Consider the following 23,993-nt stretch of genomic DNA (forward strand, 5'->3'; position numbering starts at 1 on the left):
CTGGCGTTGTTGAAGACCTTCCGAAAAATGCTCATTGGCTAGAGCCAACTCCGCTTTTCGGAAAGTCTTCGCCTAGCCAGCTCTTCGCCCGCGCCGCTCAGGCGGTTGCCATAGGTTGGAGTTGTCAGTGTATAAACTTGAAGATCTGCTGCATCTCATGGCCCGCCTGCGCGATCCGCAGTACGGCTGCCCGTGGGATCTGAAACAGAGTTACGCGAGCATCGTGCCCTACACCATCGAGGAGGCCTACGAGGTCGCCGATGCCATCGAGCGGGCCGACTTCGAGCACCTGCCGGGCGAATTGGGCGATCTGCTGTTTCAAGTGGTGTATTACAGCCAGCTGGCCAAGGAAGAAGGGCGTTTCGAGTTCGATGCGGTGGTGGATGGCATCACCCGCAAATTGATTCGCCGCCACCCCCACGTATTCGCCGATGGCGACCTGTATGGCGCACCGGATGTGGCCAGGCTGGCAGAGTCGGCGGTCAAACAGCGTTGGGAGCAATTGAAAGCCGAAGAGCGTGCAGAGAAGGCTGTTGCGCCGGAACAGCTGTCCTTGCTGGATGATGTGCCCAAGACGTTGCCGGCCTTGTCCCGTGCAGTCAAATTGCAGAAGCGTGCGGCCCAGGTCGGTTTCGATTGGCCGCAAGCGTTGCCCGTGGTGGACAAGGTTCGCGAAGAACTGGACGAAGTGCTCGAAGCCATGAGCGAGAACGACCCTCAGGCGGTGGCCGAGGAAATCGGCGACCTGCTGTTCGTGGTGGTCAACCTGGCACGGCACCTGAAGGTCGATCCGGAAACTGCATTGCGCAGTGCCAATGGCAAGTTCGAGCGTCGTTTCAGGTTTATCGAACAGGCCTTGCGTGAAACCCGTCGCCCCATTGAAAATTGCAGCCTCGAAGAACTGGATGCCCTCTGGGGCGAGGCCAAACGTCAGGAAAAGGACGGCCTAGGTTGCGGTTCATAGTGCGTAGGGTGGGGGAAACCCACCCATTGGCCGTCGGGTTGGATAATCAGGTTGTGGCGTTTAGCTGCGCCGCCGGTGGGTTTCACCCACCCCACATCTCAAATTCATTGTAAGGCGCAGGGTATGAGTCTTTCTCTCCGTGACCAATTGTTGAAAGCCGGCCTGGTCAACCAAAAGCAGGCCAAGCAGGTCGGCAAAGAAAAGCAGAAGCAAAAGCGCTTGGAGCACAAAGGCCAGGTCGAGGTCGATGACTCGCAGAAGCGCGCCGCCCTGCAAGCCATGGCCGAGAAGGCCGCCCGCGATCAGGAGCTGAACCGCCAACAGCAGGAAAAGGTGCAGAAGAAGGCCGAAGCCGCGCAGATCAAACAACTGATCGAGCAGAGCCGCCTGCCCAAGTTGACCACCGAGGATTACTACAACTTCGTCGACGACAAGAAGGTCAAGCGCCTCTCCGTCAACAGCTTGATGCGCGACAAGCTCAGCCGTGGCTCGTTGGCCGTCGTTCAGCATGGCGGTGGTTATGAGGTGATCCCGCGTGAAGCCGCCTTGAAGATTCAGGAGCGCGATCCGCGCCGCGTGATACTGCTCAACACCCCAACCGAAGCGCCGGATGCGGACGACCCCTATGCCGCCTATCAGGTGCCTGACGACCTGATGTGGTGAGAGGCGAAGCGCAAAACACATGAAAAAAGCCGGGCATTGCCCGGCTTTTTCATCGCCTGATTATTACTCGCTGCGGCCTTGAACGGGTTTGCCGTCCACCGAGCCCTCTTTGAGCATGATCTGGTATTCCTTGCCGTCCTTCTCGATCTGATGCAGGCGCACCAGCAGGTAATCCCAATCCTTGGCGAACCAGAGCACGGTTTTTCGGCTGCTCTGTGTCGGGTCGCGCACGCGCTCGACCTTGATCGCATCGACCAGGCCCGTCGCAGTGCGAACGCTCTCTTCATTCAATACGCGGAAGTCGTAGGTTTCGATCTCGTCGCCATCGATCACCTGGTAGCTCATGCTCTTTTTGCCAGCGGCTACATCATGCTGGAGTACCAACTGGTAGGTCGACTTGTCCTGCAGGCCGCGGTTGAGCGGCTGGGAAACCTGTGCGCCGCGGTCGGTGCCGATGACTTGCTTGGCGCTCCAGTCGAAATCGAACTCGACTTGTTTGCCTTTACCCAGTCCGCTGCGCTCGTAGTGGTAGGTCAGCGGCAGGAAGGTGCCGCTCTCCACGCGAAAGGTGCTTTCCTCGGTGAGGCTGGCGATCAGCATCGAGGCTTCGAAGTTGAGCAGCCAGCGCCCGTCTTCCTGGCGCTTGAGGCTGCGCTCGGCGGTACCGCTGATGGGCAACTGTTTCCAATCCGCGGTGTAGCTGGCGGAGAAGGGTTTGAGCTCCAGAGCCTGGACCGGCAGGGTGAGTACGGCAAGGACGAACAGCAGGGCACGACGCATAGAGTCTCCTAGGTTCGAATCAAGTGGCCGGTGGCCGGTAACGGCTGGCCATCCAGCATTGCGCCATGCGCGGCAAGACGCAAGCGGCCTTCGGCAAACCAGCGCACGGCCAACGGGTAAATGTGGTGTTCTTGTACATGCACACGCTTGGCCAGGCTTTCCGGCGAGTCATCCGACTTTACCGGGATTACAGCTTGTACGACCAGAGGGCCACCATCGAGTTCCTCGGTCACGAAGTGCACGCTGCAGCCATGTTCGCTGTCGCCAGCCTCCAGCGCCCGTTGATGGGTGTGCAGGCCTTTGTACTTGGGCAACAGCGAAGGATGAATGTTCAGCAGGCGGCCCTGGTAGTGGCGCACGAAGCCGGGGCTGAGGATGCGCATGAAGCCCGCCAACACCACCAGCCGTGGCGTGAAGGTGTCGATCAGCTCGATCAGCGCGGCATCGAAGGCTTCACGGTCGGCGAAGGCCTTGTGGTCGAGCACCTGCGTGTCGATACCGGCCGCTTCCGCCCGCTCCAGGCCATAGGCGTCGGCGCGGTTGGCGATCACTGCACGGATCCGGGCCGGATTTTCACCGGCCTGGATGTTGTCGATCAGCGCCTGCAGGTTGCTGCCGGAGCCCGAGATCAGCACGACTACATCGCAGCGTGCGGGCATCAGTGACCTTTCAGGTTGTTCAGTACCACGCGCTCGGCACCGGGCGCGCTGGCGGCGATCTGGCCGATCAGCCAAGGTTGCTCACCGGCTTCGCGCAGGGTTTGCAGCGCCGTTTCGACGTGCTCCTGGGCAACGCAGATGACCATGCCGACGCCACAGTTGAGCACGCGGTGCATTTCCACTTCGTTGACGTTGCCTTGCTCTTGCAGCCAGTCGAACACCGCTGGGCGTTTCCAGCTGGCCACGTCGACCACCGCTTGTGCGCCTTCGGGCAGCACGCGCGGAATGTTGTCGAGCAGGCCGCCACCGGTGATGTGGGCCATGGCTTTGACGGCGCCGGTGTCTTTGATCAGCTTGAGCAGCGGTTTGACGTAGATCCGTGTCGGCGCCATCAGCAGTTCGGTGAGGGGCTTGCCGTCGAGCTGGATGTTCTCGATGTCGGCGCCGGCCACTTCGATGATCTTGCGGATCAGCGAGTAGCCGTTGGAGTGCGGGCCGGAGGAGGGCAGGGCCAACAGGGCGTCGCCGGCCTGGACCTTGGAGCCGTCGATGATCTCGGCTTTTTCCACCACGCCGACGCAGAAGCCGGCCAGATCGTAGTCTTCGCCTTCGTACATGCCGGGCATTTCAGCGGTTTCGCCACCGACCAGGGAGCAGCCGGCCAGTTCGCAGCCGGCGCCGATGCCGGTGACCACCTGGGCGGCGGTGTCGACGTTGAGCTTGCCGGTGGCGTAGTAGTCGAGGAAGAACAGCGGCTCGGCGCCGCACACCACTAGGTCATTGACGCACATGGCGACCAGGTCGATGCCGATGCTGTCGTGCTTGTTCAGGTTCAATGCCAGGCGCAGTTTGGTGCCGACGCCGTCGGTGCCGGAAACCAGTACCGGCTGCTTGTAACCGGCCGGGATCTCGCAGAGGGCGCCGAAGCCACCCAGGCCGCCCATCACTTCCGGACGTGCGGTGCGCTTGGCCACGCTTTTGATGCGTTCGACCAGGGCTTCGCCTGCATCGATGTCTACACCGGCGTCCTTGTAGCTAATGGAGGGTTGCTTGCTCATAGATCCAGGGCCTTTTAAAGGGATGTTCGGGGATCGACCGGGTCAAGTTAAGCGAACACTGTTGCGGGTTAAACGGGAGATACTCGGTGGAAAACGGCCGTTCCAGCTGTTTTCGTCTTTTTCTGCCGCGCTCGCGAGGTTTCACTGAACTTGAGGTACTGCCGAAGCCGGTCTGCGAAGGCGCGCGATTTTATCAGGCTTACCGGCAGGCGGCCATCAGAGCCTGTCGACCGGTGCCAGTGACGAGGCGTTGGCGGTGGCTGATCCGACGAACAGCCACCGGTTAGCCTGTCAGAGCCGGAAACGATCGACCGATTGCGCCAGCTTGCCCGCCAGGCTGGACAGCTCATCGGTGGTCGCGGCGGTCTGGCCGATCACCCGGCTATTACCTTCGGACATGTTGGCAATCATTTCCACTTGGTGGGCGATTTCGTTACTGGCCAGGCTCTGTTCGCCGATCGTGCGGGTGATGTCGTTGACCAGTTGCGTCGTGTTCAGGGTGGCTTCGAGGATTTCGCGGATGGCGCGCTCGACGTCGGCGGTCACCGCCATGCCTTTGTCGACCTGCGCGACGCCGGCCTCCATGCTGCTGGCGGCCTCGCGCGTGCTGTGCTGGATACGCTCGACCATGCTGGCGATTTCCTGGGTGGAAGCACTGGTGCGGCCGGCCAGGCTGCGCACCTCGTCGGCCACCACGGCAAAGCCACGGCCTTGTTCACCGGCGCGGGCGGCCTCGATGGCGGCGTTCAGCGCCAGCAGGTTGGTTTGGTCGGCGATGCCCTTGATCACCTGAATGATGCTGAAAATCTGCTCGGACTCTTTATCCAGGGTGCGGATCACCTGCGCCGACTGTTGCACCGAGCGGGCGATGCCGTCCATGTCGCTGACCACCTGATGGATCACCTGGCCGCCATCCTTGGCCAGTTGCTCGGCCTGATTGGCCATGTTCAGTGCGCGCTCGGCGTGACGGGTGATTTCCTCGATGCTCGCGGTCATTTCGCTGGCGGCGGCGGCCATAGTGCTGGCGGCTTCGCTCTGTTGCTGGCTGCTGCCGGCCACCTGGTGGCAGCCGCTGCTCAATTGCTGGCTCATGCCACTGACACCCTGGGCATTGCTGCGGACCACCTCGATCATGCCGCGCAGGTCGCGCTGCATGGTCGCCAGGCTGCGTATCAGCTTGCTGGCTTCATCCTGCTGTTCGGGTTCGGCTATGCGTTCGCTGAGGTTGCCCTGGGCAATGCCGTCGGCGAACCGGCTCGCGGACTGCAGTGGGCCCAGGATGCTTCGAATGATCCACCGCCCCTGGACGAGCAGCAGGAGCAAGCTGGCGATCAGTACGCCAGCGAGGGTGAAGTTGGCGCTGTTGATGGCTTGCTGGGTGCCTTTGCTGGTGAGTTGGGTGTTGGTTTCGATCAGCTCGCTGAGGGCGCTCAACTCATCTTCCAGGCGACTGAAGGCGTTATTGAACGTGGCCAGCTCTTGCTGCGCGCTGTCCGGATCGTTGAGTGCCAGCCCGACGATGCGTTCGCCAGCGCTGATGTAGGTGTCGAGGCTGGGCCTGACTGTGTTCAGGCCGGCTTTGATGGTGTCGTTGACCGGCAGCTTGAGGTTGTCGCCAAGCACCTCGCGAAAGCGCGCCGCGTGCTCAGCGACAGAACTGCGCGCTTCTTCTTTGCTGCTGGTGCTTTTACCCAGCCCCACCAGCATCGCGGAGAGCACGTCGGCGCGCAGGGCGTCGTGCATCATGTCGGCTTCGAGGTGATTGCGCAGGGCAGTCATACTGACTTGGTTGTCATTCATCGCTGCAGCCATCTGGGTATTTCCCAGGTAACTGACCAGGCTCATGATCAAGGCGGTGAGCAGGCCGGTGCCCATCAGCAAAAGTAAGCGTAGTTTTATGGACACCCTGAGGTTCCCCTATTGGTCTGTGCCTGGTCGGCTGAGTAATGCTGGGGTTGTTATGTTCAGGCGGGTTATCGGCTGCTCTAGAGGGTTAGTTAAGCGTATTTACACTTCGTCTTGGTTTTTCCGGGCGCGGCAAGTGTTGCCGGGGTCGAGGTGGCTGTTTAAGGTAGAGCCCTTCAGCGGTGGCCCTGATGCCGCCTTTCAGTCTGTCGAGAATCTGCCATGCGCCCGCTTGCTCAACTGCTCGTCCTCTGTCTCTCGCTGCTTAGCTTGCCGTCATGGGCGCAAACGCTTGGCGATCTGTATCAGGTGCGCGAACCGGTCGCCAGCCAACAGCCGGAAGAGCGTGCGGCGGCGCTGAGTCGCGCGCTGGATACCCTGGTGCTGCGCCTTACCGGCGACAGCAAAGCGCCAAGCAACCCGGCGCTGGCTGAATTGCGCAAGGATCCACAGCAATTGATCAGCCAGTACGGTTACGAAAGTGGCCCGCCGCAGTTGCTGGTGGTCGACTTCGACCCGGTCAGCAGCGAGCGCAGCTTGCGTCAGGCCGGCCTCTCGCTATGGGGCTCCAACCGCCCGGCGATCCTGGCGTGGTGGCTCAATAGCGCCACCGAGGGCGCCAATCTGGTCGGTGACGGCCAGGCCAGTGCCGCGCCGTTGCGCCGCGCCGCGCAGCATCGTGGTTTGCCGCTGCGCCTGCCGCTGGCCGATTTGAATGAACAATTGGCGGCTACCGCGGAAAACCTCGCCGCCACCCAGCCCGATGCACTGCGCCCAGCCTCCGAGCGCTATGCGGCGGATGCCTTGCTGGCGGTCAATGCCCATGAAGAAGCCGGCCAGTGGCAAGCACAGTGGCGTCTGTGGCTGGGCGATAGCCGCGAACAGGGCACAGCCCAGGGCGCCGATGCCGATGCGTTGGCGGATGCGGTGTTTCTGGCCATCAGCGAGCGCTTGGCGTCGCGCTTTGTCGCCGCGCCGGGCACCGCCGAAAGCCTGACGCTGGAGGTGCAGGGCGCCAATCTGACCCGCTATGCCGAGCTGCAACGCTTGCTCGAGCCGTTCGATGCGCGCTTGCAGAAGGTGGAAGGCGAGCGTCTGACCTATCGGATCAAGGCCAGCACCGAACAGTTGCGTGCGCAATTGGCCCTGGTGCACCTGCAGGAGGTGCCAGCCGGGGCTGCAGCGGTTGATGCCGCTCAGGCCGCAACGCCAGGTGTGGCGCCGATGCAACAGCCGCGTGCGGATCTGCTGCAGTACCGTTGGTAATAGCTGGCCTGGCCTGGCCTGGGCTTGCTTCTGGAATTCCCCGCTACGAGGTTTTGGGCATGACTGATTCACGTCACTGGCTATGGATTGCCGGGCTGTTGCTGCTCGGTTGGTTGCTGTACACGCTGCACCCGATTCTTTCTCCTTTTCTGATGGGCGTGCTGCTGGCCTACATGGGCGACCCATTGGTGGACCGGCTGGAGCGCTGGAAGCTCTCGCGCACCTGGGCTGTGATCGTGGTGTTCGGCTTGTTCAGCCTGATTTTGCTGGTGTTGCTGCTGGTACTGGTGCCGATGCTGGGCCGACAGCTGGTGCGCCTCTATGAACTGGCGCCGCAGATGCTCGACTGGCTGCAGCACACGGCTTTGCCCTGGGCGCAGGCGCAGCTGGGGCTGGCGGATGGCTTCTGGCGTTTCGATCAGCTCAAAACGGCTTTCTCCGAGCATCTGGGCAAGACTACCGACATAGTCGGGGCCGTGCTGGCGCAGGCCACTGCATCGAGTCTGGCGTTGCTCGGTTGGCTCGGTAATTTGTTGCTGATCCCGGTGGTGAGCTTCTACCTGCTGCGGGACTGGGACCTGATGGTGACCAAGTTGCGCAGCCTGCTGCCACGCAGTCGCGAAGGTTTTGTCGTGCAACTGGCCGGCGAGTGTCATGAAGTGCTGGGCGCCTTTCTGCGTGGCCAGTTGTTGGTGATGCTGGCGCTGGGGATTATCTACGCCAGCGGCTTGATGCTGGTGGGTCTGGAGCTGGGCCTGTTGATCGGCCTGATTGCCGGTTTGGCCAGCATCGTGCCTTACATGGGTTTTGTGGTGGGTTTTGGTGCCGCGATCACGGCTGGGCTGTTTCAGTTTGGCGGTGAGTTTTATCCCTTGCTGGGGATTGCTGCGGTGTTCATGGTCGGCCAATTGCTCGAAGGCATGCTGCTGACACCGCTGCTGGTGGGGGATCGCATCGGCCTGCATCCGGTCGCGGTGATCTTCGCGATTCTCGCCGGCGGCCAGTTATTTGGCTTTACTGGCGTGCTGCTGGCGCTGCCAGTTGCCGCGGTGATCATGGTATTGCTGCGTCATGCTCATGATTTCTATAAACTTTCCGCTCTTTATCAAGAGTCCTCCGGCGGTTCCGACGAGCCGCCCAGCCCTGCATGAAACCGATTCAGCTCCCTCTGGGCGTGCGTCTGCGCGATGACGCCACCTTTGCCAACTACTACCCCGGTGCGAATGCCGCCGCGCTCGGCTATGTCGAGCGCCTCTGCGAGGCTGAAGCCGGCTGGGCGGAAAGCCTGATCTACCTCTGGGGTGGTGACGGTGTTGGCCGCAGCCACCTGCTGCAGGCGGCGTGTTTGCGCTTCGAGCAGCGTGGCGAACAGGCCGTGTACCTGCCGCTGGCCGAGCTGGCGGATTACGGCCCACAACTGCTGGACAATCTGGAGCAGTGCGAACTGGTCTGTCTGGATGATCTGGATGCGGTGGCCGGCCGTGCCGATTGGGAAGAGGCGCTGTTCCACCTGTTCAACCGTCTGCGTGACGCCGGTCGCCGGTTGTTGCTGGCCGCCGCCGCTTCGCCACGGGAACTGCCGGTGCAGTTGCCGGACCTGCAGTCACGCCTGACCCTGGCGCTGGTTTTCCAGTTGCAGGCGCTGTCCGACGAAGACAAGTTGCGCGCCCTGCAACTGCGCGCCTCGCGTCGAGGTCTGCACCTGACCGACGAAGTCGGCCGCTTTATCCTTACACGCGGCACGCGCAGCATGAGTGCCCTGTTCGAGCTGCTGGAACGCCTGGATCAGGCTTCCCTGCAGGCGCAGCGCAAGCTGACCATTCCTTTTCTGAAGGAAGTTCTCGGCTGGTAAAAGGTTGGGTTTAAAGCGGCGGTGCTCGATCATGCGGCGTTGAAGGCAGGAGCTGAGAACGCTGATCTACAAAAACTAAACCCCGCTTTTTCGCTCGCCTTCGTTCCCGCTTTCGCGGGAATGGCGGATGTACACGGGCAACAACCCTGCCTCGATTCGCCCCCTCTCCCTCCGGGAGATGGTTGGGGAGAGGGTGGGTGCTTATAACTATCGAGCTGGCGGGCTGTCGCTCTGCTATTCGCCGGCCAGTTTGCGATCGTATTGGAAGCGCCAGCGGGTATAGAGCAGTGCCGCGCAGAACAGCGTCAGGCTCAGCAGCGCTTCGGTCCAGCCGAGCCAGCTGCGGCTGGGGTCGAAGGCGGCGAGCACGCCTTTGATGAAGTACAGGTTGACGACAAAGCAGGTCCAGGCGTGAGCCCGCGCGTTGCCCAGCAGCAGGCCGGGGGCGAGTATCAGTAAGGGCACCAACTCGATGCTCAGAATCACCCACGGGCGCGCGCCATGCAGGTCGGCGTAGAGCAGATTCCAGACCAGCAGCAACAGTGCCAAGCCACCGAAGCTGAGCAGGCTCAGCGCGCGGCTGATGGCCAGGCGCGGCGCCAGCCAGCTGAGTGTCGGCAAGGGTTTCGGGGTTTTAGCCACGGTTGTTCTCCAGGCGCTGTGCGATCTGAGCCAGGCGTTGACCGAGGGTGCGGCACAGGCTGATTTCATGTTCGTCCAATGGCCGTTTACCGTCGGCACCCGCATGGTGGCTGGCACCGTAAGGCGTGCCACCGCCTCGGGTTTCCAGCAAGGCGCCCTCGCTGTAGGGCAGGCCGGCGATCAGCATGCCGTGGTGCAGCAGTGGCAGCATCATCGACAGCAGGGTGGTTTCCTGGCCGCCATGCAGGCTGGCGGTGCTGGTGAAGACGCCGGCCGGTTTGCCGACCAACTCGCCCGTCAGCCAGAGGCTGCTGGTGCCATCGAGGAAGTATTTCAGCGGGGCGGCCATGTTGCCGAAGCGGGTCGGGCTGCCCAGAACCAGGCCGGCGCAGTTTCTCAGGTCATCCAGGCTGGCATACAGCGCGCCTTCGGCTGGAATGGCCGGCGCAATGGCTTCGCAGTCGGTGGAGACCGCCGGCACGGTGCGCAGGCGCGCTTCCAGGCCACTCAGTTCGATGCCGCGGGCAATCTGCCGGGCCATTTCGGCGGTGGCGCCGTTGCGGCTGTAATAGAGCACCAGGATGTAGGGCTGGCTCATGGCAGAATCTCCAGCACTTTCTCCGGTGGGCGGCCGATGACGGCCTTGCTGCCGACGACCAGGATCGGCCGTTCGATCAGTTTGGGGTGCTCGACCATGGCGGCGATCAGTTGTTCTTCGCTGAGGCTGGCATCGGCCAGATTCAGGGTCTTGTATTCGTCCTCGCCACTGCGCAGCAATTGCCGTGCGGACAGCTGGAGTTTGCCCAGCAGGCCCTGCAGCTCGATGGCGCTGAGCGGGGTGTCCAGGTAACGCACGATGGTCGGTACGAGGCCGCGGGCTTCGAGCAGTTCCAGCGCGCTGCGGGATTTCGAGCAGCGCGGGTTGTGATAGAGCGTCAAATCGGTCATGTGCAGGTCGCATCTTGCATAAGGTGGCGGCTATTCTACCTGCGTCGGCGCCTCTGTCTGAACCGGGCGCAAGGTTTGTGGTCATGGGTTGGAACGGCTTTATCACTCGCTAAGGAAAGGGCATGCGCCAACGCTTCAATGATGTCGTGGAATTCTGGCGCTTTCTGCTGCGGCGCTTTCTCGCAGATCATGGGCCCAACAGCGCGGCGGCGCTGACCTACACGACCCTGTTCGCGGTAGTGCCAATGATGACGGTGACCTTTGCCATGCTGTCCGCGATCCCGGCGTTTCAGGGCGTGGGCGAAGAAATTCAGAGTTTCATCTTCCGTAACTTCTTGCCCTCGTCCGGCGAAACGGTGCAGGAGTACCTGAGCAATTTCACCATCCAGGCGCGGCAGTTGACCTGGATCGGCGTGGCGCTGCTGGCGGTGACCGCCTTTGCCATGCTGGTGACGGTGGAGAAGGCGCTCAACACCATCTGGCGCGTGCGTCAGCCTCGGCGTGGGATTTCCAGTTTTCTGCTGTACTGGGCGATTCTCAGTCTCGGCCCGCTGCTGCTCGGCGCCGGTTTTGCGGTGAGTACCTACATCACTTCCTTATCGCTGATCTCCGGGCCGGACGCGGTGATCGGCGCCCAGACCTTGCTGCGCTTCATGCCGTTATTGTCCAGTGTGGCGGCGTTCACCTTGATTTATGCATCGGTGCCCAACGCACGGGTGCCGCTCAAGCATGCGCTGCTTGGCGGGCTGTTCACCGCGGTGTTGTTCGAAGTGGCGAAGATGCTGTTCGGCCTGTATGTCCGCCTGTTTCCCGGTTACCAGTTGATCTACGGTGCTTTTGCCACCGTGCCGCTGTTTCTGCTGTGGATCTACCTGTCCTGGCTGATCGTGCTGTTTGGTGCCGAACTGGTCTGCAACCTGTCCTCGTCACGGCATTGGCGGCGCCGTGCGGTGCCGCGGCTGTTGGTGGCGTTGGGTGTTTTGCGGGTGTTCCATGACTGCCAGCAGCGCGGTCAAGTGGTGCGCCATAGCGATGTGCAGAGCCAGGGTTGGCAACTGCCGGAGGACGAGTGGGACGAAATCCTCGACTTTCTCGAACGCGAACGCTTGATCTGCCGCGCCAGTGGCGGTGGCTGGGTGCTGTGTCGCGACTTGAGCCAGTACAGCCTGCACCAATTGCTCAGCCACAGCCCTTGGCCATTGCCGCGCCTGGAGCGACTGCCGGCAGAGCTGGACGAGGCCTGGTATCCGCAGCTGCGTGCGGCGTTGGCAACCCTGCATGAGCAACAGGCGCTGTTATTGGGTGCCAGCCTGGCGCAATGGCTGCACGCGACCAAGTAAGCTCGATCGCTGCGCCGGCCAGCGTATGACGAAAAACGTCAGTTTGCGGCATATAGCCACCGCCGTGCAGGCGCCAGGGTGGCGCGGCAGCCCGGATGGGGCCGCAGGGTAGATGATCAGGAGGTTGGCACGCTTTTGGCTCTCTCGCTAAGAGATTGCTATCAAACTGCCAGCGCGGCACGGATTAGCCGAGGAACAATGGGTGCTATGAGCGGAACTAAGGGCAATGTGATCCACTTGCAGGAGTGGGATCCGCAGCACGCATTGGAGCGTCTCAATCGCCTGACCGGGCTGCGCTTTGCGCGGTGGCCGGAGTCGCTGGTGCAACGCGTGTCGCCGGTTGGCGTTGTCGAGCAGGATGGCAGCGACTTTGCCATCCTGGCTCCCACCGGTTCAACGGTTGCGCAGCGCTAAAAACAAACCCCGCGGTTGAGCGCGGGGTCGGGGCTGCAAGGCGACCCTCAAGCCAGGGCTTGGCGGCTCTCGTCGCTGGCCAGTTCCACGGCCTGCACGAATAACTCTTCGACGATCAGGCTGGGTGCCGGCACGGCCGAACGCAAGCAGACTTGCATGTCCTGGATCTTCTGTTTGACCGGCAGGCGAGCGATGCCCGAGAGCAGGATTTTGTGCTGGACGCTGACCTTGCCGTGATCCACCAGCACTTCACGCCGGTTGTCACCATCGCGGTAGCTGACCAATAACGACACCGGCAGATTGGCCAGGCCTGGCAGCTGCAGCCAGGCGGCGATGTTGTATTCGGCTACCCGCCCTTCGTAAGGGGTGACGAGCAGGCGTGCGGCGTCGGCGATTCGGGATGGCACTGGGCCGATCAGCTTGTCGTGGGCTTGGGACATGGCGGGCTTCCGGGCTGATAGCGTATTGAATGAGCGGTGCGAGTTGTGCGCGAAATTATAAGCACGACGGTGCCAGTCAAACTGTGCGCTTGGCCGTTAGCTGGCGTGATCGGTCTCGCAGTTTCAAGCTTTGCGCCGACTGCCTTCAGGCCAGTTTGAGCGGATGGCGGCTGACCGTGGGGGTGCTCAGGTTGGCTGCCGGTAGGGGTAGGGCGGCTTGGTTGTGCACGCTGACCAACTGCAACCACAGGTTCTCCCCGGCCACGAACTGCCCGTTGGGCAACCACAGGCCATGGTTCCAGCCGCCGCCCTGCACCGGCGTACTTTGCAGGACGCCGGGGTGGGTTTGCGCGCTGGGTGCGCGGCGCAACCACACGGGGCGCGGCAACCCTTTCAAGTAGCGCAGGCCGAGATGCAGGCCCTCGACATTCAAGTGCCGCCAGCGTACCAGCGCCAAGGTCGGGGTGGCACTGCCACTGAGCAGCAACACCACCTGGCCGACAGGCAAGTGTTTGCCTTGATCGGCATGGCACAGCAGCCGTGCGCCGCCCGGGCTGGTATCGAGCATCTGCGCCGCGCAGTGGCCTGGGCGATGTTCAAGGAGCTGGGCATGGATGGCGGTCAGGCCGATGACCAGGCTGCAGTCCCCAACGTGTTCCGCGCGGGTATGGCGACGCTGCTGACGGCCCAGCCAATTATGCCGAACGCGCTCCAGCAACTGCCGCTCACGTGGGCTCTGCAAGGGCGCCGGTTCATGCAGGGCGATCAGCAAGGCGCCAAGCTCGAAGCGGCGCAGGTAAGGGCTATCGCCTTCGGGTGTCTGTTCGTGGGCCAAACAAGGCTGCGACTCGGTGAGGTCGACGGCCAGGCCCTCGCTGTCATCCTCCTCATCCCAGGGCAGCAGGCGCGCGAGGCTGGCCAGTGGGGCGAGGGCGCTGAACAGCAGCGGGCTTTCGCCTTCGGCCAGATGAAAGGGGTTGCTCAAGGCCATGAGCAGCATCTGCTGATAAAGGCCGCGCAGGGTGCTGGCCGGCGTCGGCTGGAAGGCCGCGGCGACGGGCTCATCCAGGCATTCCTGGTGTTCGCCGATCCAGTACAGCAGGTGGCTGTCACGCCATAGGCTGGCGGGTGGTTCCTGGTACAACTGGTAGTGCCGCAGCAGGCTCTGGGCGAGGAAGTGCTGAGCCATGTACAGGCACCACGCCAGGTGCGGGCGCGAGGGCTGGCGGCCTTGCAGAATCTGCAGGAGCAAGCGCTTGAAGCCAATGGAAATCTCGGCACACAGGCGTACGAACAGTTGCGGTGGTGCCGAGCCGGTAAGGTAGAGCGCCGCATAGTGGCGGTATTCTTCGCTGAAGCTTTGCAGCGCGCGCTGCCTTTCGAGTAAGGTCATGGCGCTGCGATTAAGCCGAAACAGCAGGCTCAATACCTGTTGCAGCCCCTGCTCGTGCGACTGCAAACGTGCGTCGACGAGTTGCTCATTGAGATCGGCAAGGCTCGCCGCGTCCTCTTCGAGGATGTCTGGCACTTCCAGGCGCAAGGCATCCAGCGTCATATCAACCCTGCATGTACGAGGATCGACGGCATGGGAATGCAACTCCAGATAGTCTTGAGGCGAATGGTCATGGTGCGGATCGTCATCAGTATGCTCGCCGGGCTTCTGTTGGCCGGTTGTGCCGAGGACTCAGGTGTCGATCAGCATGGACGAAAGGTAGCGGCTGAACGTTTGGAAGGCCAGTGGTTAGTGATTAATTACTGGGCCGAATGGTGCGGGCCTTGCCGAACCGAGATCCCAGAGTTGAATGCCCTGGCCGAACAGCTCAAGGATAAGCCTGTCAGCGTGTTTGGGGTGAACTTTGATGGCCTTCAGGGCAAAGAGCTGAGCAAGGCCTCCGAGGCGCTGGGGATTCGTTTCACCGTGCTGGCCCAAGACCCCGCCGCGCGCTTTCAGCTGCCTCGCAGTGAAGCGCTGCCGGTGACCTACATTGTCGATGCACAAGGCCGGCTGCGCGAGCGCCTGATCGGCGAACAGACCGCGGCGGGGCTGAGTAAGCGGTTATCCGAGTTGCAAGCTGAGGAGTGAGGCAATGGCACGCATTTGTTTGCACGGTTATGTCAGCGGTCGAGTCCAGGGTGTGGGCTATCGCCAGCATACGGAGGAGCAGGCCGAGCGCCTGGGGCTCGATGGCTGGGTGCGCAACCTCGCCGATGGCCGGGTCGAAGTGCTGCTGGAGGGCGAAGAGGCGGCGGTGCGTGAGCTGGCTGCCTGGTTGGAGCGGGGGCCCAAGCAAGCCAAGGTCGATACGGTCGAGCTGCACGAGCAGGCCTTGCAGGGCATCGCCGGCTTTATCGTGCGCGGCTGAATGTAGCCGGCATGTTCAGGGTTTGACGTACCAGAAGTCTTGCCAGAGCCCGATGACCTTTGCCGGGTAGGCGTTCTGCCCCAGGCTGCCGTTATAGCGGGCGAGGGCGCGGCTGAGATTGCCGTTTTCTTTTTTCAGGTAGTAACTGAGGATGGTGCAGCCGTAACGCAGGTTGGTGGCGTTGTCGGTGAGGTTGTCTTGCGGGCGGCCCAACTCGCCTTTCCAGAAAGGCATCACCTGCATCATGCCTTGGGCGCCCACCGAGGAGATGGCGAAACGGTTGAAGTGGCTTTCCGCGTGGATCAGGGCGATCACCAGATCGGGTTTCAGGCCGGCTTTACGGGCTTCGCGATGCACCTGTTTGAGCAGGCTCAGGCGCTCCTCGGGATCCGGTAGATAGCGGGTGAGGCGCGTAGACATATCCAGCAGCCAGACTTCGGCGTCGAAGCGATCTTCAAAACTGTCCGCCTCGGCCACCGTGCGTTGCAACAAGCTGCGCAGCTCCGGTTCCGGAGCCTGACGCAGATTGGCGCCCGCCGGCAGCGCTAACAACAGCAGGCATAACAACGCGAAGCGAGAGGCCACGTTGCGCCTCAGTTGCTGGCGCCAGGGTCGGCGACCAGGCGACCGGCGTCCTTTGTCAGCGACTTGAGAAATTCTTGCTGCAACTCCGGATCGTTGCGCGTCAGCTCGATCAGGCTTTGTTCCAGCTCACTGGCTTCTTCTTCCAGGCCCAGCTCCGACAGGCGTTTGACCCGATGCACCCACTGCCCGACTTCGTCGTCTTCGAGGTCGTCGTAGATCAATGCGTGAGCTTCCAACAACTTGCCGCGCAGCGTGCGGCTGACCAGCAAGGTGGCATCCGCGCGGGTATGGTCCTGTTCGTCTTCGGTGCTCAGTTGCAGTTTGCTCACCTGGCTGACGTCCTGCTCGGCGAAGGGCCCATCGAGCAGGTTCAGGCGCAGTACACCGTTGCGGTCGGTGGTCAGCTCATGGGTTTGCTTGCCCGCCTTGATCAATACGGAGCGTTCAGCCCACGGCAGGCTGGAGTATTCCATGCGCTTGTCCTGCTGCACCTCGTCGATGCCGGCCAGGTTCTGCTGCGAGCGACCATTGGACTGGGCGTTCATAAAGGGGTTGAGGCCGGCAAAGCCGTAGCTGATCCAGTCTTTGGTGGCGGTTTCCGGCAGGCTGCCGAGCATGACCACGTTGAGCACGTTGGCGCCGATACCGGCGACCACCGCAACGGCACCCAGCGGCACTTCGTAGAGCTCGCGCCAGGGCTGGTAAGGCGTGTAGCGATCGTAGCGGCGAGTCACCTCGAAGTCGGTGACCTCGAAGGCTTTCTGCTCTTGCACGCGCACGCGCCGTTGCGGCAGTTCAAGCACGCCAGGTTCGCCCACATCTATCTGCAGGCTGTGGTTCAGCAGTTTGCGCTCGACCCGCTCCTCATGCTCGCTGCGCTGTGGCAGGTGGTTGGCGCAGCCGCTGAGGAAGAGGGCGCCGCAGAGTGCGGCGCCAATGAGGCCTGAAGTATTTCGCTTGAACATGACTTCTCTTGGTGAGCGACTGCTCTCGACAACGGCTAGGATCAGCGACGGATACGGGCCTGGATATAGGCCAGGGTTTCGGCCACGGGAACGGCTTGAGCCTCGGTTTCGCTACGGCTCTTGTATTCCAGATTGCCTTCGGCCAGGCCGCGTTCGCTGACCACGATGCGGTGCGGAATGCCGATCAGCTCCATGTCCGCGAATTTGATGCCCGGGCTGGTCTTTTTGTCACGGTCGTCGAGCAGCACTTCGAAGCCGGCCGCCGTCAACTCGGCGTAGAGCTGGTCGGTCGCCTCGCGTACCGCTTCGTTTTCATAGCGCAGTGGCACCAGCGCGATCTGGAAGGGCGCCAGGGCATCGTTCCAGAGAATGCCGCGTTCATCGTTGTTCTGCTCGATGGCGGCCGCGACCACGCGGGATACGCCAATGCCGTAGCAGCCCATGGTCAGGACGGCCGGCTTGCCGTTTTCGCCCATCACCGTGCAGTTCATCGCTTCGCTGTACTTGCTGCCGAGCTGGAAGATATGCCCGACTTCGATGCCGCGCTTGATTACCAAGGTGCCTTGGCCATCCGGGCTCGGGTCGCCCGCCACGACGTTGCGCAGGTCGGCAACTTCCGGCAACGGCAGGTCGCGCTCCCAGTTGACGCCGAAATAGTGCTTGTCATCGATATTGGCGCCGATGCCGAAATCGCTCATCAGTGCCACCGAGCGGTCGACGATGCACGGCAACGGCAGATTCAGCGGGCCGAGCGAGCCGGCGCCAGCGCCGATGGCGGTGCGCAGTTCGGCTTCGGAGGCGAACACCAGTGGGCTGGCGACTTGCGCCAGGTTGGCGGCCTTGATTTCGTTCAGTTCGTGGTCGCCACGGATGATCAGGGCGATCAGGGTGCCGGCTTCGGCACCCTGCACAACCAGGGTCTTGATGGTTTTTTCGATCGGCAGGTTGAAGCCTTCCACCAGTTCGGCGATGGTTTTGGCGTTCGGCGTATCGACCAGGCGCAACTCTTGCGTGGCGGCACCGCGGGTTTGTTCGCGTGGAATCGCTTCGGCTTTCTCGATATTGGCGGCATAGTCGGAGCTGTCGCTGAAGGCGATATCGTCTTCGCCAGATTCGGCCAGTACGTGGAACTCGTGGGAGCCGGTGCCGCCGATCGAGCCGGTGTCAGCCTGCACCGGGCGGAAGTTCAAGCCCAGGCGGGTGAACACATTGCAATAGGCCTGGTGCATGCGGTCGTAGGTTTGTTGCAGCGACGCCTGGTCACTGTGGAAGGAGTAGGCATCCTTCATGGTGAATTCACGGCCGCGCATCAAGCCGAAGCGCGGGCGAATTTCATCGCGGAATTTGGTCTGGATCTGGTACAGATTGAGCGGCAACTGCTTATAGCTGCTCAATTCGTTGCGCGCGAGGTCGGTGATCACTTCTTCGTGGGTCGGGCCGACGCAGAACTCACGCCCGTGACGGTCTTTCAAGCGCAACAGCTCCGGGCCGTATTGCTCCCAGCGGCCGGACTCCTGCCACAGTTCGGCGGGCTGAATGGCCGGCATCAGCACTTCGAGCGCGCCGGCGGCATTCATCTCTTCGCGCACCACGGCCTCGACCTTGCGCAGCACGCGCAGGCCCATGGGTAGCCAGGTATACAGGCCTGACGCCAGTTTGCGGATCATGCCGGCGCGCAGCATCAACTGATGGCTGATGACGACGGCGTCGGCGGGGGTTTCTTTCTGGGTCGAGAGCAGATACTGACTGGTACGCATGTTTGGCCGTTATATCAGTTGCGAAGGCTGGGAATAGCTCGGCATTGTACGGTGCCTGTACAGTCGCGTACAGGATTCAGGCCGCCGGAACAGGGGATATAAGGTGACAGTATTGACCGCAGAGCAGGTACAGGCGCTGATTCGAATGGGGGTGCCGATGGCGGAGGATATCGATCTGCGGATCGACCGGCTGGATGCGGATTGCGCCCTGGCGCGGGTGCCTTTCCAGGCCAAATTGGTGCGTCCGGGCGGAACCTTGTCCGGGCCGACCATCATGTCCCTGGCCGATGCCGCGATGTACGCCGTGGTGCTGGGCCGGCTGGGCAAGGTGGAGATGGCGGTGACCTCCAACCTGAACATCAACTTCCTGGCCAAGCCCAAGCCGGTGGATCTGCTGGCCGAGGCACGTATCCTGCGCTTGTCCAGGCGGCAGGCGGTCTGTGAAGTCAGCCTGTATTCGGCGGGGGAGGATGAACTGGTGGCGCATGTCACGGGGACTTACGCCCTGCCGCTGGGCGGTTGAGCTGCGCGCAAAAAGAAACCCGGCCTAGGCCGGGTTTCTTTTATCAGCTACGGGTACGCGTTGGACTTACAGGATGTCCAGCGGGTACTCGGTGATCAGACGAACTTCGTCCAGGGCAGTGGCGCCAGCGGAGCCGAAGAAGCCCATGTCGCTGTTGGCGCGCCAGCTGGCGTGACGCAGGCGGAAGGACAGGTCCTTGGCGGCGCCTTCCTGAACTACGTACTTGGCTTCGATGTCGCGTTCCCATTCCTTGCCATCGTCGCCGATCGCGCCAGCGAACGCGCCGTTCGGGTCGGCCTTGGTGCCGTCGACGTCGCTACCGGAGATGTAGCGAGCCATGAAGCTCAGGCCGGGAACGCCGTATTCGGCCATGTTCAGGTCGTAGCGAGCCTGTACGGACTTCTCGTTCGGGCCGTTGAAGTCGGAGTACTGAACCGAGTTGGCCAGGTAGATGGAGTCGCCGGCGTTTTGGCCGTCCATCGAGATGTAGTCGAACGGCTCGTCGCCATTCACCTTCTGGAAGGCCAGAGTGAACTTGTGCGCGCCGATGGAATAGGCGGTTGCCAGCGAAAAGGCGGTGCTATCGAGGTCACCGGCCAGGGCCTTGCCTTCGTCCAGGGTGCGGTAGACGTTGAAGTCGAAGTTCAGGGCTTGGCTGTCGCTGAACGGAATGTTCCAGTTCAGGTTGCCGTAGTACTGATTCCAGATGTCTTCCAGCTCGGAGCCGTACAGGCTGGCGGTGACGTTGTCGCCGAAGGCGTAGGAGCCGCCCACGTAGTCGGCGCTGTCGCTGGCGATGCCGGTGTAGGTGGTGGTGATTTCGCCGTCATGGTTGGTGGAGGCGCTGCCGTCGCGAATCGAGGTGAAGTGACCGGCGTCGACGTTCAGGCCTTCGATTTCGCTGCTCAGCAGTTGGAAACCGGTGGCGGAGCCCGGGAACAGGCGGGCGGTGCCGGTGGCGAAGACCGGGGAGGTCGGTATCAGGTCACCGTATTTCAGTACAGTGTTGGAAACTTGTACTTTGACGGCGCCGCCAACGTAGGAGTAATCATCCTGTGCTTTGCCATCGCTGCCGATTGGCAGTAGGCCGGTGCCGTTGGTGCCGCCGCCGCTATTCAGCTTCAGGCCCAGATTGGCGTTGGCGTCAACGCCGAAGCCAACGGTGCCTTGGGTAAAGCCGGACTCGAACTTGGTGCTGATACCGTGAGCCCACTCATTGCGGTAGTTCTGACGGTCGGAAGCGTTGTTGCGGAAGTCGCGGTAGAAGGCGAAGTTCTTGTTGTGAAGGGTCAGGCTGCTGTCTTCAACAAAGCCCTTGGAGTCGGACTGTTGGCTGGCTGCGGCCATTTGAGAAGTGCCCGCGGTTACAGCTAGGGCGATTAAGCTCCACTTCATCACTTGCATCGTGATTGCTCCTTTGGTTTAGAAGAGTTGCGCCACCCATCTTCTTTATTGTATGGGCGGCTCTTTCTTTTTGTGTCGGCGGTAACTTATATCACGCCGACATTGTTGGCGACAGGTGCAGTCTATTACTTACGAATTCTTCACGGCTATGTCGCAAAACCCGATGAAACATGTCGCAAATTCGTAGTTTTACTCTTGCATCCATGCCGTTTTAAGTTTTCCGTAGTTTTAGACGATTCAAGCGTCGGTAAGACTGCTTGTCGGCCCCTTGAATACCTGTTCGTCAGCCCCATTCAATGAAGTTGTTGCGTTTTGGTAAAGAGGCGTGCTTGCGCTTATTAATACGAGCGGGCATTCATCTTGATATGGGCTAAAGCAAAATCCATGCACAAGTTGCCAGGTCGCTTGGGAAAATTTACAGCTGTGCGTTTTTTCGAGCATTGTGCTGGGAAAAAGCAACATTTGTACCTGGTGGGCGGGGCGAGTGGCGGGTTGTGAGGGGGGGCTTGTCGCGACCTATCTGCTTCTGAACGTTACCCAGGGTGCCAGTCAGGGCGTGTTGGATGTGCGCGATAGCTGCCGGGTAACACGGCGGGCGGTGTTCGAAGTGGCGTTGATGTTGCTCCTGAGCGAGTGCTGCTGGATGGTGCACGGGTTGGGTGCACGGGTTGTACGCTTGCTCCAAGTGAGGGCTCGGTGCTTGGTTTGGCTCTGCACGCTGCCTGATCCGTGCGGGTGGCAGGTTTTTAGGGGGGGTTGAGGGGCGGGATAACCTGGGATTGTCGCGCGCTGTCGTTGCGGGATGAATCGAGTAGGGGTTCACGGGTATCCTGTGCAGTCGTCATGCTCTGCATGGGGAGCCACACTGAAACCTTAAACCGTCGAACAGGAGAGGCCAGCATGTTCGCCTTGGATTCACGTCTGCAGCAGGACACTCTACCGATTGGCGACTTTCCCCTCTGCCGCTTGCTCTTGATGAACGATGCGCACTACCCCTGGTTCATTTTAGTGCCGCGACGGGAAGCGCTCAGCGAGCTGTTTCAGTTGGATGCCGATGATCAGCAAACGTTGTGGCGGGAGGTCACGGGGCTGGCTGAGATGCTCAAAGATACCTTTGCGGCGGACAAGATGAACGTCGCCACCCTCGGCAATGTCGTCAGTCAGCTGCATATGCACGTCATTGTTCGTCGTCGTGAAGATGCTGCCTGGCCAGCGCCGGTTTGGGGCAGGTTTCCGACTGAGCCGTACAGTGCGGAGCAGGTTGCGGTGATTCGCGCCAAGTTGCGGCTGGTGTTGACCGAGGGTTTCAGTTTTGTCGAGGAATAAGCCATGAGCCCGGAAATGCGCATTACCGAGTTGGAGAGCCGCTTGGCTTTTCAGGATGACACGATTCAGGCATTGAATGATGTGCTGGTGACTCAGCAGCGGGTGTTGGATCGGCTGGAGCGGCAAGTCGCGGCGTTGGCCAAGCGGCAGGAAGATATCCAGGGGCAGTTGGGTGTTTCGCAGGAGGATGCACCGCCGCCGCACTACTGATAGGTCCCTCCTGATAGGAGTCGCATAAAAAAACCCGCCATTGAGGCGGGTTTTTTATGCGCTGGGCGTTAGCGGCGCAGCGGCAGGGCTGCGATCACATCTTCCGCTTGCAGGCCTTTGTCGCGCTGCATGACCGAAAATTCTACACGCTGACCTTCGACCAGGACGCGGTGGCCTTCGCCGCGAATGGCGCGAAAGTGCACGAAGATATCGTCGCCGGAGTCGCGCGAGATAAAGCCGAAGCCCTTGGAAGTGTTGAACCACTTGACGGTGCCGGTCTCGCGATCAGTCATGTCCTGAGTTGGCGAGGCGCTGCGGCTGCTCATGCGCAGGTTGGTGGCCAAGTGCAGCAGTATTGCTGCAAATACGGTCAGCAGGCTGAGCAGCACGGCGGGTTGGCCGCTGATGACCGGCAGTGGTGCCAGTAGAATCAGCATTTGCAGCACGACGGCCAGCACCAGCAGCGCCGAAACCAGGCTTTGCAGTTGGTGGCGCGCGCCCATGTGCCAGATTGGCAGCAGGGGTGCCAGTAGCAGGTTGAGCAGGCCGAACAGGGCCAGGTACAGCGCATCGGGTTGCTGCAGGTAAGGCAGGGCTTCGGCGTGCAGGCTGGGAATAAAGGACAGCAGCAGGGCGGCAGCGCCCGTGAATAGATGGACGATTTTCAACATGTGCAATGAGCTCACTTATATAAGGCGGATCACGAGGAGAGCTGGCTCGGCGCGGTTTGCCCCTGATAAATGGCGGGCGGTCGATGCGCGCACAATGCCAGCCTATGCGCCTCTCCCTGAACGGTTAGAGAGCGGCAGCACGGGGCGTATTTAACAGCAAAGCGCAGGGCTACTCAAATCAAGTGCTTAGCGCGGGCTCTGGAGCGGCCGGGTGGACTTGGTTGCGGCCATTGCGTTTGGCCTGGTACAGCGCATCGTCTGCACGGGTCAGCAGGCTTTCCAGGTTGTCGCCGGCTTCGGCCAGGGCCAGGCCGAAGGAGGCGGTGATGGTGTCGAGGATTTCATCGGTGCGCCGCACCTTGACTCGCAGTGCCTGAATTTTCAGGCGCATCCGTTCGGCGAAGGCGAGGGCGGTTTCCAGGTCTGTGCAGTCGCGCATGATTACGCAGAACTCTTCGCCACCATAGCGGGCGGCCATGGCGCCTGGCGGCAGCAGCTCGCGCAGTAGCTGGCCGACATGCTGCAGTACGCGGTCGCCCAGAGGGTGGCCGTATTGATCGTTGAACTGCTTGAAATGATCGATATCCAGCATCACCAGTGCGACACCCTGATGACTGACGCTGAGGGTTTGCTCCAGCAGGCGTGTGAAGGCGTGTCGGTTGAATACATTGGTCAGGCTGTCCAGGGTGGCGGCCATGTGGGCGCGCTCCAGCTGGCCGCGCAGGTGCTGGATTTCTTCTTGGGCGGTGCGTAGGCGGTAGAGAAATTTCTCCTGCTGGTCCTGCATCAGTTGTGTGCTCTGTTGCAGTTCGTTCAGCACATTGGGCAAGTCATCGATGAGCGGTTCATGCAAGGCGCTCAAGCCTTGGCTCAGGCTGGCTTGGTAGGCTTGGCTGCTGAGCACGCTGTGTGAAACGTTGCCTTCGATATCGTCGACCAGTTCGATCACTTGTTGCTGGCCCGCGCGAGCTTCCTCCAGTTCGCCGCGGATGATGTAGTCGCGAAACAGTTTGGCGGCGGTTTCCGGTGGAAAGCTGTCGAAATCCTTGACGACCTTGTCCAGCCGGCGATTCAGTTCGGGCTCCAGGCCTCTGCTGTAGGTGTACCAGAGGGCGTAGTGCATCGGGTTAGGCGGGATGTTATGGCGCATCATCAGCGGTACAGACTGCTTGAGGAGGTCGGCCGCTTCTCGGGACTCTTCAGGGTACAGGTTCAGAATGCTGATAGTTTTCGAGGGCTGGCTCATGCACGTCACTGT

General features: G+C 61.5%; 27 protein-coding genes and 2 pseudogenes. 12 read left to right on the plus strand and 17 right to left on the minus strand.

All coding sequences use genetic code 11. From position 1 onward, the window contains the following. Positions 1-127 precede the first annotated feature (127 nt). Together mazG and AC3IYG_RS07030 are read left to right on the plus strand one after the other, a co-directional pair. Entirely contained in the window at positions 128-964 is an 837-nt protein-coding gene (gene mazG, locus AC3IYG_RS07025; RefSeq protein ID WP_489313070.1) for a nucleoside triphosphate pyrophosphohydrolase, read from the plus strand. A gap of 123 nt (positions 965-1,087) precedes the next feature. Next, on the plus strand, positions 1,088-1,627 hold the full coding sequence (locus AC3IYG_RS07030) for a DUF2058 domain-containing protein (RefSeq protein ID WP_489313071.1): 540 nt from the start codon (positions 1,088-1,090) through the stop codon (positions 1,625-1,627). A gap of 63 nt (positions 1,628-1,690) precedes the next feature. Here AC3IYG_RS07030 and AC3IYG_RS07035 read toward each other — a convergent pair whose 3' ends face one another. The 5 genes and pseudogenes from AC3IYG_RS07035 to AC3IYG_RS07055 form a co-directional block, all read right to left on the minus strand. Beyond that, positions 1,691-2,407 carry a DUF3108 domain-containing protein gene (locus AC3IYG_RS07035; RefSeq protein ID WP_489313073.1) on the minus strand — a complete coding sequence of 239 codons (717 nt, stop codon included), beginning with the start codon at positions 2,405-2,407 and terminating at the stop codon, positions 1,691-1,693. A gap of 8 nt (positions 2,408-2,415) precedes the next feature. Beyond that, positions 2,416-3,066, minus strand: a complete 651-nt coding sequence (gene purN, locus AC3IYG_RS07040) for a phosphoribosylglycinamide formyltransferase (protein ID WP_489313074.1) — start codon at positions 3,064-3,066, stop codon at positions 2,416-2,418. Continuing rightward, positions 3,066-4,124: a phosphoribosylformylglycinamidine cyclo-ligase gene (purM, locus tag AC3IYG_RS07045; RefSeq protein WP_489313075.1), complete on the minus strand. Its 1,059-nt coding sequence runs from the start codon at positions 4,122-4,124 to the stop codon at positions 3,066-3,068. Before purM ends, purN begins: the two co-directional genes overlap by 1 nt. A 291-nt stretch (positions 4,125-4,415) precedes the next feature. Next, positions 4,416-5,279, minus strand: coding sequence for a methyl-accepting chemotaxis protein (locus tag AC3IYG_RS07050; protein WP_489313855.1), 864 nt, complete (start codon positions 5,277-5,279; stop codon positions 4,416-4,418). A 225-nt stretch (positions 5,280-5,504) separates the two neighbouring features. Beyond that, positions 5,505-6,029 (minus strand): annotated as a pseudogene (locus tag AC3IYG_RS07055) (MCP four helix bundle domain-containing protein); the annotation flags it as partial. Positions 6,030-6,251: 222 nt separating this feature from the next. On the opposite strand from AC3IYG_RS07055, the gene AC3IYG_RS07060 reads away from it, so the two are divergent. Genes AC3IYG_RS07060 through hda form a run of 3 tightly spaced genes read left to right on the plus strand, consistent with a single transcriptional unit; the run spans position 6,252 to position 9,147 of the window. Further along, positions 6,252-7,295, plus strand: a complete 1,044-nt coding sequence (locus tag AC3IYG_RS07060; protein ID WP_489313076.1) for a DUF2066 domain-containing protein — start codon at positions 6,252-6,254, stop codon at positions 7,293-7,295. A gap of 59 nt (positions 7,296-7,354) precedes the next feature. Continuing rightward, positions 7,355-8,446 carry an AI-2E family transporter gene (locus AC3IYG_RS07065; RefSeq protein WP_489313077.1) on the plus strand — a complete coding sequence of 364 codons (1,092 nt, stop codon included), beginning with the start codon at positions 7,355-7,357 and terminating at the stop codon, positions 8,444-8,446. Beyond that, positions 8,443-9,147, plus strand: a complete 705-nt coding sequence (hda, locus tag AC3IYG_RS07070; protein WP_489313079.1) for a DnaA regulatory inactivator Hda — start codon at positions 8,443-8,445, stop codon at positions 9,145-9,147. Before AC3IYG_RS07065 ends, hda begins: the two co-directional genes overlap by 4 nt. Positions 9,148-9,381: 234 nt before the next feature. Here hda and AC3IYG_RS07075 read toward each other — a convergent pair whose 3' ends face one another. From AC3IYG_RS07075 to arsC, 3 genes are read right to left on the minus strand one after another with little or no spacing between them, the layout of a single operon-like run. Next, positions 9,382-9,789: a DUF2069 domain-containing protein gene (locus AC3IYG_RS07075; protein ID WP_489313081.1), complete on the minus strand. Its 408-nt coding sequence runs from the start codon at positions 9,787-9,789 to the stop codon at positions 9,382-9,384. Continuing rightward, entirely contained in the window at positions 9,782-10,387 is a 606-nt protein-coding gene (wrbA, locus tag AC3IYG_RS07080; RefSeq protein ID WP_489313082.1) for an NAD(P)H:quinone oxidoreductase, read from the minus strand. Before wrbA ends, AC3IYG_RS07075 begins: the two co-directional genes overlap by 8 nt. Continuing rightward, positions 10,384-10,737 carry an arsenate reductase (glutaredoxin) gene (gene arsC / locus AC3IYG_RS07085; RefSeq protein ID WP_489313083.1) on the minus strand — a complete coding sequence of 118 codons (354 nt, stop codon included), beginning with the start codon at positions 10,735-10,737 and terminating at the stop codon, positions 10,384-10,386. Before arsC ends, wrbA begins: the two co-directional genes overlap by 4 nt. Before the next feature lie 122 nt (positions 10,738-10,859). On the opposite strand from arsC, the gene AC3IYG_RS07090 reads away from it, so the two are divergent. Together AC3IYG_RS07090 and AC3IYG_RS07095 are read left to right on the plus strand one after the other, a co-directional pair. Beyond that, on the plus strand, positions 10,860-12,077 hold the full coding sequence (locus AC3IYG_RS07090) for a virulence factor BrkB family protein (RefSeq protein ID WP_489313085.1): 1,218 nt from the start codon (positions 10,860-10,862) through the stop codon (positions 12,075-12,077). A gap of 207 nt (positions 12,078-12,284) precedes the next feature. Next, the gene (locus AC3IYG_RS07095) at positions 12,285-12,491 is read left to right on the plus strand and encodes a hypothetical protein (RefSeq protein WP_489313086.1); all 207 of its coding nucleotides are present in this window, start codon (positions 12,285-12,287) and stop codon (positions 12,489-12,491) included. Positions 12,492-12,538: 47 nt separating this feature from the next. Here AC3IYG_RS07095 and AC3IYG_RS07100 read toward each other — a convergent pair whose 3' ends face one another. Together AC3IYG_RS07100 and AC3IYG_RS07105 are read right to left on the minus strand one after the other, a co-directional pair. Further along, entirely contained in the window at positions 12,539-12,931 is a 393-nt protein-coding gene (locus AC3IYG_RS07100; protein WP_489313087.1) for a hypothetical protein, read from the minus strand. 145 nt (positions 12,932-13,076) lie between these two features. Continuing rightward, positions 13,077-14,486, minus strand: a complete 1,410-nt coding sequence (locus tag AC3IYG_RS07105; protein WP_489313088.1) for a PilZ domain-containing protein — start codon at positions 14,484-14,486, stop codon at positions 13,077-13,079. A 90-nt stretch (positions 14,487-14,576) separates the two neighbouring features. On the opposite strand from AC3IYG_RS07105, the gene AC3IYG_RS07110 reads away from it, so the two are divergent. Both AC3IYG_RS07110 and AC3IYG_RS07115 read left to right on the plus strand, forming a co-directional pair. Then, complete coding sequence (locus AC3IYG_RS07110) at positions 14,577-15,014, plus strand: TlpA disulfide reductase family protein (protein WP_489313856.1); 438 nt, start codon at positions 14,577-14,579, stop codon at positions 15,012-15,014. A gap of 4 nt (positions 15,015-15,018) precedes the next feature. Beyond that, positions 15,019-15,294: an acylphosphatase gene (locus AC3IYG_RS07115; protein ID WP_489313089.1), complete on the plus strand. Its 276-nt coding sequence runs from the start codon at positions 15,019-15,021 to the stop codon at positions 15,292-15,294. 15 nt (positions 15,295-15,309) lie between these two features. On the opposite strand, the gene AC3IYG_RS07120 is transcribed toward AC3IYG_RS07115, so the two are convergent. The 3 genes from AC3IYG_RS07120 to AC3IYG_RS07130 are packed head-to-tail and all read right to left on the minus strand — an operon-like array spanning position 15,310 to position 18,601. After that, positions 15,310-15,879, minus strand: coding sequence for a transglycosylase SLT domain-containing protein (locus AC3IYG_RS07120; protein WP_489313091.1), 570 nt, complete (start codon positions 15,877-15,879; stop codon positions 15,310-15,312). Between the two features lie 8 nt (positions 15,880-15,887). Further along, positions 15,888-16,844 carry a hypothetical protein gene (locus AC3IYG_RS07125; RefSeq protein WP_489313093.1) on the minus strand — a complete coding sequence of 319 codons (957 nt, stop codon included), beginning with the start codon at positions 16,842-16,844 and terminating at the stop codon, positions 15,888-15,890. 41 nt (positions 16,845-16,885) lie between these two features. After that, a complete protein-coding gene (locus tag AC3IYG_RS07130; RefSeq protein WP_489313095.1) occupies positions 16,886-18,601 on the minus strand; it encodes a proline--tRNA ligase in 1,716 nt (571 codons plus the stop codon). 112 nt (positions 18,602-18,713) lie between these two features. Between AC3IYG_RS07130 and AC3IYG_RS07135 the strand changes: the two genes are divergently transcribed. Next, complete coding sequence (locus AC3IYG_RS07135; protein ID WP_489313857.1) at positions 18,714-19,124, plus strand: PaaI family thioesterase; 411 nt, start codon at positions 18,714-18,716, stop codon at positions 19,122-19,124. 66 nt (positions 19,125-19,190) lie between these two features. Here AC3IYG_RS07135 and AC3IYG_RS07140 read toward each other — a convergent pair whose 3' ends face one another. Further along, entirely contained in the window at positions 19,191-20,528 is a 1,338-nt protein-coding gene (locus AC3IYG_RS07140) for an OprD family porin (protein ID WP_489313097.1), read from the minus strand. Between the two features lie 900 nt (positions 20,529-21,428). Between AC3IYG_RS07140 and AC3IYG_RS07145 the strand changes: the two genes are divergently transcribed. Then, the gene (locus AC3IYG_RS07145) at positions 21,429-21,854 is read left to right on the plus strand and encodes an HIT family protein (RefSeq protein ID WP_489313099.1); all 426 of its coding nucleotides are present in this window, start codon (positions 21,429-21,431) and stop codon (positions 21,852-21,854) included. Between the two features lie 3 nt (positions 21,855-21,857). Beyond that, on the plus strand, positions 21,858-22,064 hold the full coding sequence (locus AC3IYG_RS07150) for a SlyX family protein (protein WP_489313100.1): 207 nt from the start codon (positions 21,858-21,860) through the stop codon (positions 22,062-22,064). Positions 22,065-22,132: 68 nt separating this feature from the next. Here the strand turns inward: AC3IYG_RS07150 and AC3IYG_RS07155 are convergent, their stop codons facing one another. The 3 genes and pseudogenes from AC3IYG_RS07155 to AC3IYG_RS07165 form a co-directional block, all read right to left on the minus strand. Continuing rightward, entirely contained in the window at positions 22,133-22,357 is a 225-nt protein-coding gene (locus tag AC3IYG_RS07155; protein ID WP_177412473.1) for a cold-shock protein, read from the minus strand. 105 nt (positions 22,358-22,462) lie between these two features. Continuing rightward, a pseudogene (locus tag AC3IYG_RS07160) lies at positions 22,463-22,735 on the minus strand (cold shock domain-containing protein membrane protein); the annotation flags it as partial. 178 nt (positions 22,736-22,913) lie between these two features. Beyond that, positions 22,914-23,981: a GGDEF domain-containing protein gene (locus tag AC3IYG_RS07165; RefSeq protein ID WP_489313102.1), complete on the minus strand. Its 1,068-nt coding sequence runs from the start codon at positions 23,979-23,981 to the stop codon at positions 22,914-22,916. Positions 23,982-23,993: the final 12 nt, after the last annotated feature.

The organism is Pseudomonas sp. KH_027 (assembly GCF_057838565.1).

Excerpts from the sequence above, each read along its gene's own strand:
- AC3IYG_RS07030 (WP_489313071.1), top strand. The coding sequence starts at position 1,088 with ATGAGTCTTTCTCTCCGTGACCAATTGTTGAAAGCCGGCCTGGTCAAC.
- AC3IYG_RS07035 (WP_489313073.1), bottom strand. The coding sequence starts at position 2,407 with ATGCGTCGTGCCCTGCTGTTCGTCCTTGCCGTACTCACCCTGCCGGTC.
- purN (WP_489313074.1), bottom strand. The coding sequence starts at position 3,066 with ATGCCCGCACGCTGCGATGTAGTCGTGCTGATCTCGGGCTCCGGCAGC.
- purM (WP_489313075.1), bottom strand. The coding sequence starts at position 4,124 with ATGAGCAAGCAACCCTCCATTAGCTACAAGGACGCCGGTGTAGACATC.
- AC3IYG_RS07050 (WP_489313855.1), bottom strand. The coding sequence starts at position 5,279 with ATGCAGCGCGACCTGCGCGGCATGATCGAGGTGGTCCGCAGCAATGCC.
- AC3IYG_RS07060 (WP_489313076.1), top strand. The coding sequence starts at position 6,252 with ATGCGCCCGCTTGCTCAACTGCTCGTCCTCTGTCTCTCGCTGCTTAGC.
- AC3IYG_RS07065 (WP_489313077.1), top strand. The coding sequence starts at position 7,355 with ATGACTGATTCACGTCACTGGCTATGGATTGCCGGGCTGTTGCTGCTC.
- hda (WP_489313079.1), top strand. The coding sequence starts at position 8,443 with ATGAAACCGATTCAGCTCCCTCTGGGCGTGCGTCTGCGCGATGACGCC.
- wrbA (WP_489313082.1), bottom strand. The coding sequence starts at position 10,387 with ATGAGCCAGCCCTACATCCTGGTGCTCTATTACAGCCGCAACGGCGCC.
- arsC (WP_489313083.1), bottom strand. The coding sequence starts at position 10,737 with ATGACCGATTTGACGCTCTATCACAACCCGCGCTGCTCGAAATCCCGC.
- AC3IYG_RS07090 (WP_489313085.1), top strand. The coding sequence starts at position 10,860 with ATGCGCCAACGCTTCAATGATGTCGTGGAATTCTGGCGCTTTCTGCTG.
- AC3IYG_RS07095 (WP_489313086.1), top strand. The coding sequence starts at position 12,285 with ATGAGCGGAACTAAGGGCAATGTGATCCACTTGCAGGAGTGGGATCCG.
- AC3IYG_RS07100 (WP_489313087.1), bottom strand. The coding sequence starts at position 12,931 with ATGTCCCAAGCCCACGACAAGCTGATCGGCCCAGTGCCATCCCGAATC.
- AC3IYG_RS07105 (WP_489313088.1), bottom strand. The coding sequence starts at position 14,486 with ATGACGCTGGATGCCTTGCGCCTGGAAGTGCCAGACATCCTCGAAGAG.
- AC3IYG_RS07110 (WP_489313856.1), top strand. The coding sequence starts at position 14,577 with ATGCTCGCCGGGCTTCTGTTGGCCGGTTGTGCCGAGGACTCAGGTGTC.
- AC3IYG_RS07115 (WP_489313089.1), top strand. The coding sequence starts at position 15,019 with ATGGCACGCATTTGTTTGCACGGTTATGTCAGCGGTCGAGTCCAGGGT.
- AC3IYG_RS07125 (WP_489313093.1), bottom strand. The coding sequence starts at position 16,844 with ATGTTCAAGCGAAATACTTCAGGCCTCATTGGCGCCGCACTCTGCGGC.
- AC3IYG_RS07130 (WP_489313095.1), bottom strand. The coding sequence starts at position 18,601 with ATGCGTACCAGTCAGTATCTGCTCTCGACCCAGAAAGAAACCCCCGCC.
- AC3IYG_RS07140 (WP_489313097.1), bottom strand. The coding sequence starts at position 20,528 with ATGCAAGTGATGAAGTGGAGCTTAATCGCCCTAGCTGTAACCGCGGGC.
- AC3IYG_RS07145 (WP_489313099.1), top strand. The coding sequence starts at position 21,429 with ATGTTCGCCTTGGATTCACGTCTGCAGCAGGACACTCTACCGATTGGC.
- AC3IYG_RS07150 (WP_489313100.1), top strand. The coding sequence starts at position 21,858 with ATGAGCCCGGAAATGCGCATTACCGAGTTGGAGAGCCGCTTGGCTTTT.
- AC3IYG_RS07155 (WP_177412473.1), bottom strand. The coding sequence starts at position 22,357 with ATGACTGATCGCGAGACCGGCACCGTCAAGTGGTTCAACACTTCCAAG.
- AC3IYG_RS07165 (WP_489313102.1), bottom strand. The coding sequence starts at position 23,981 with ATGAGCCAGCCCTCGAAAACTATCAGCATTCTGAACCTGTACCCTGAA.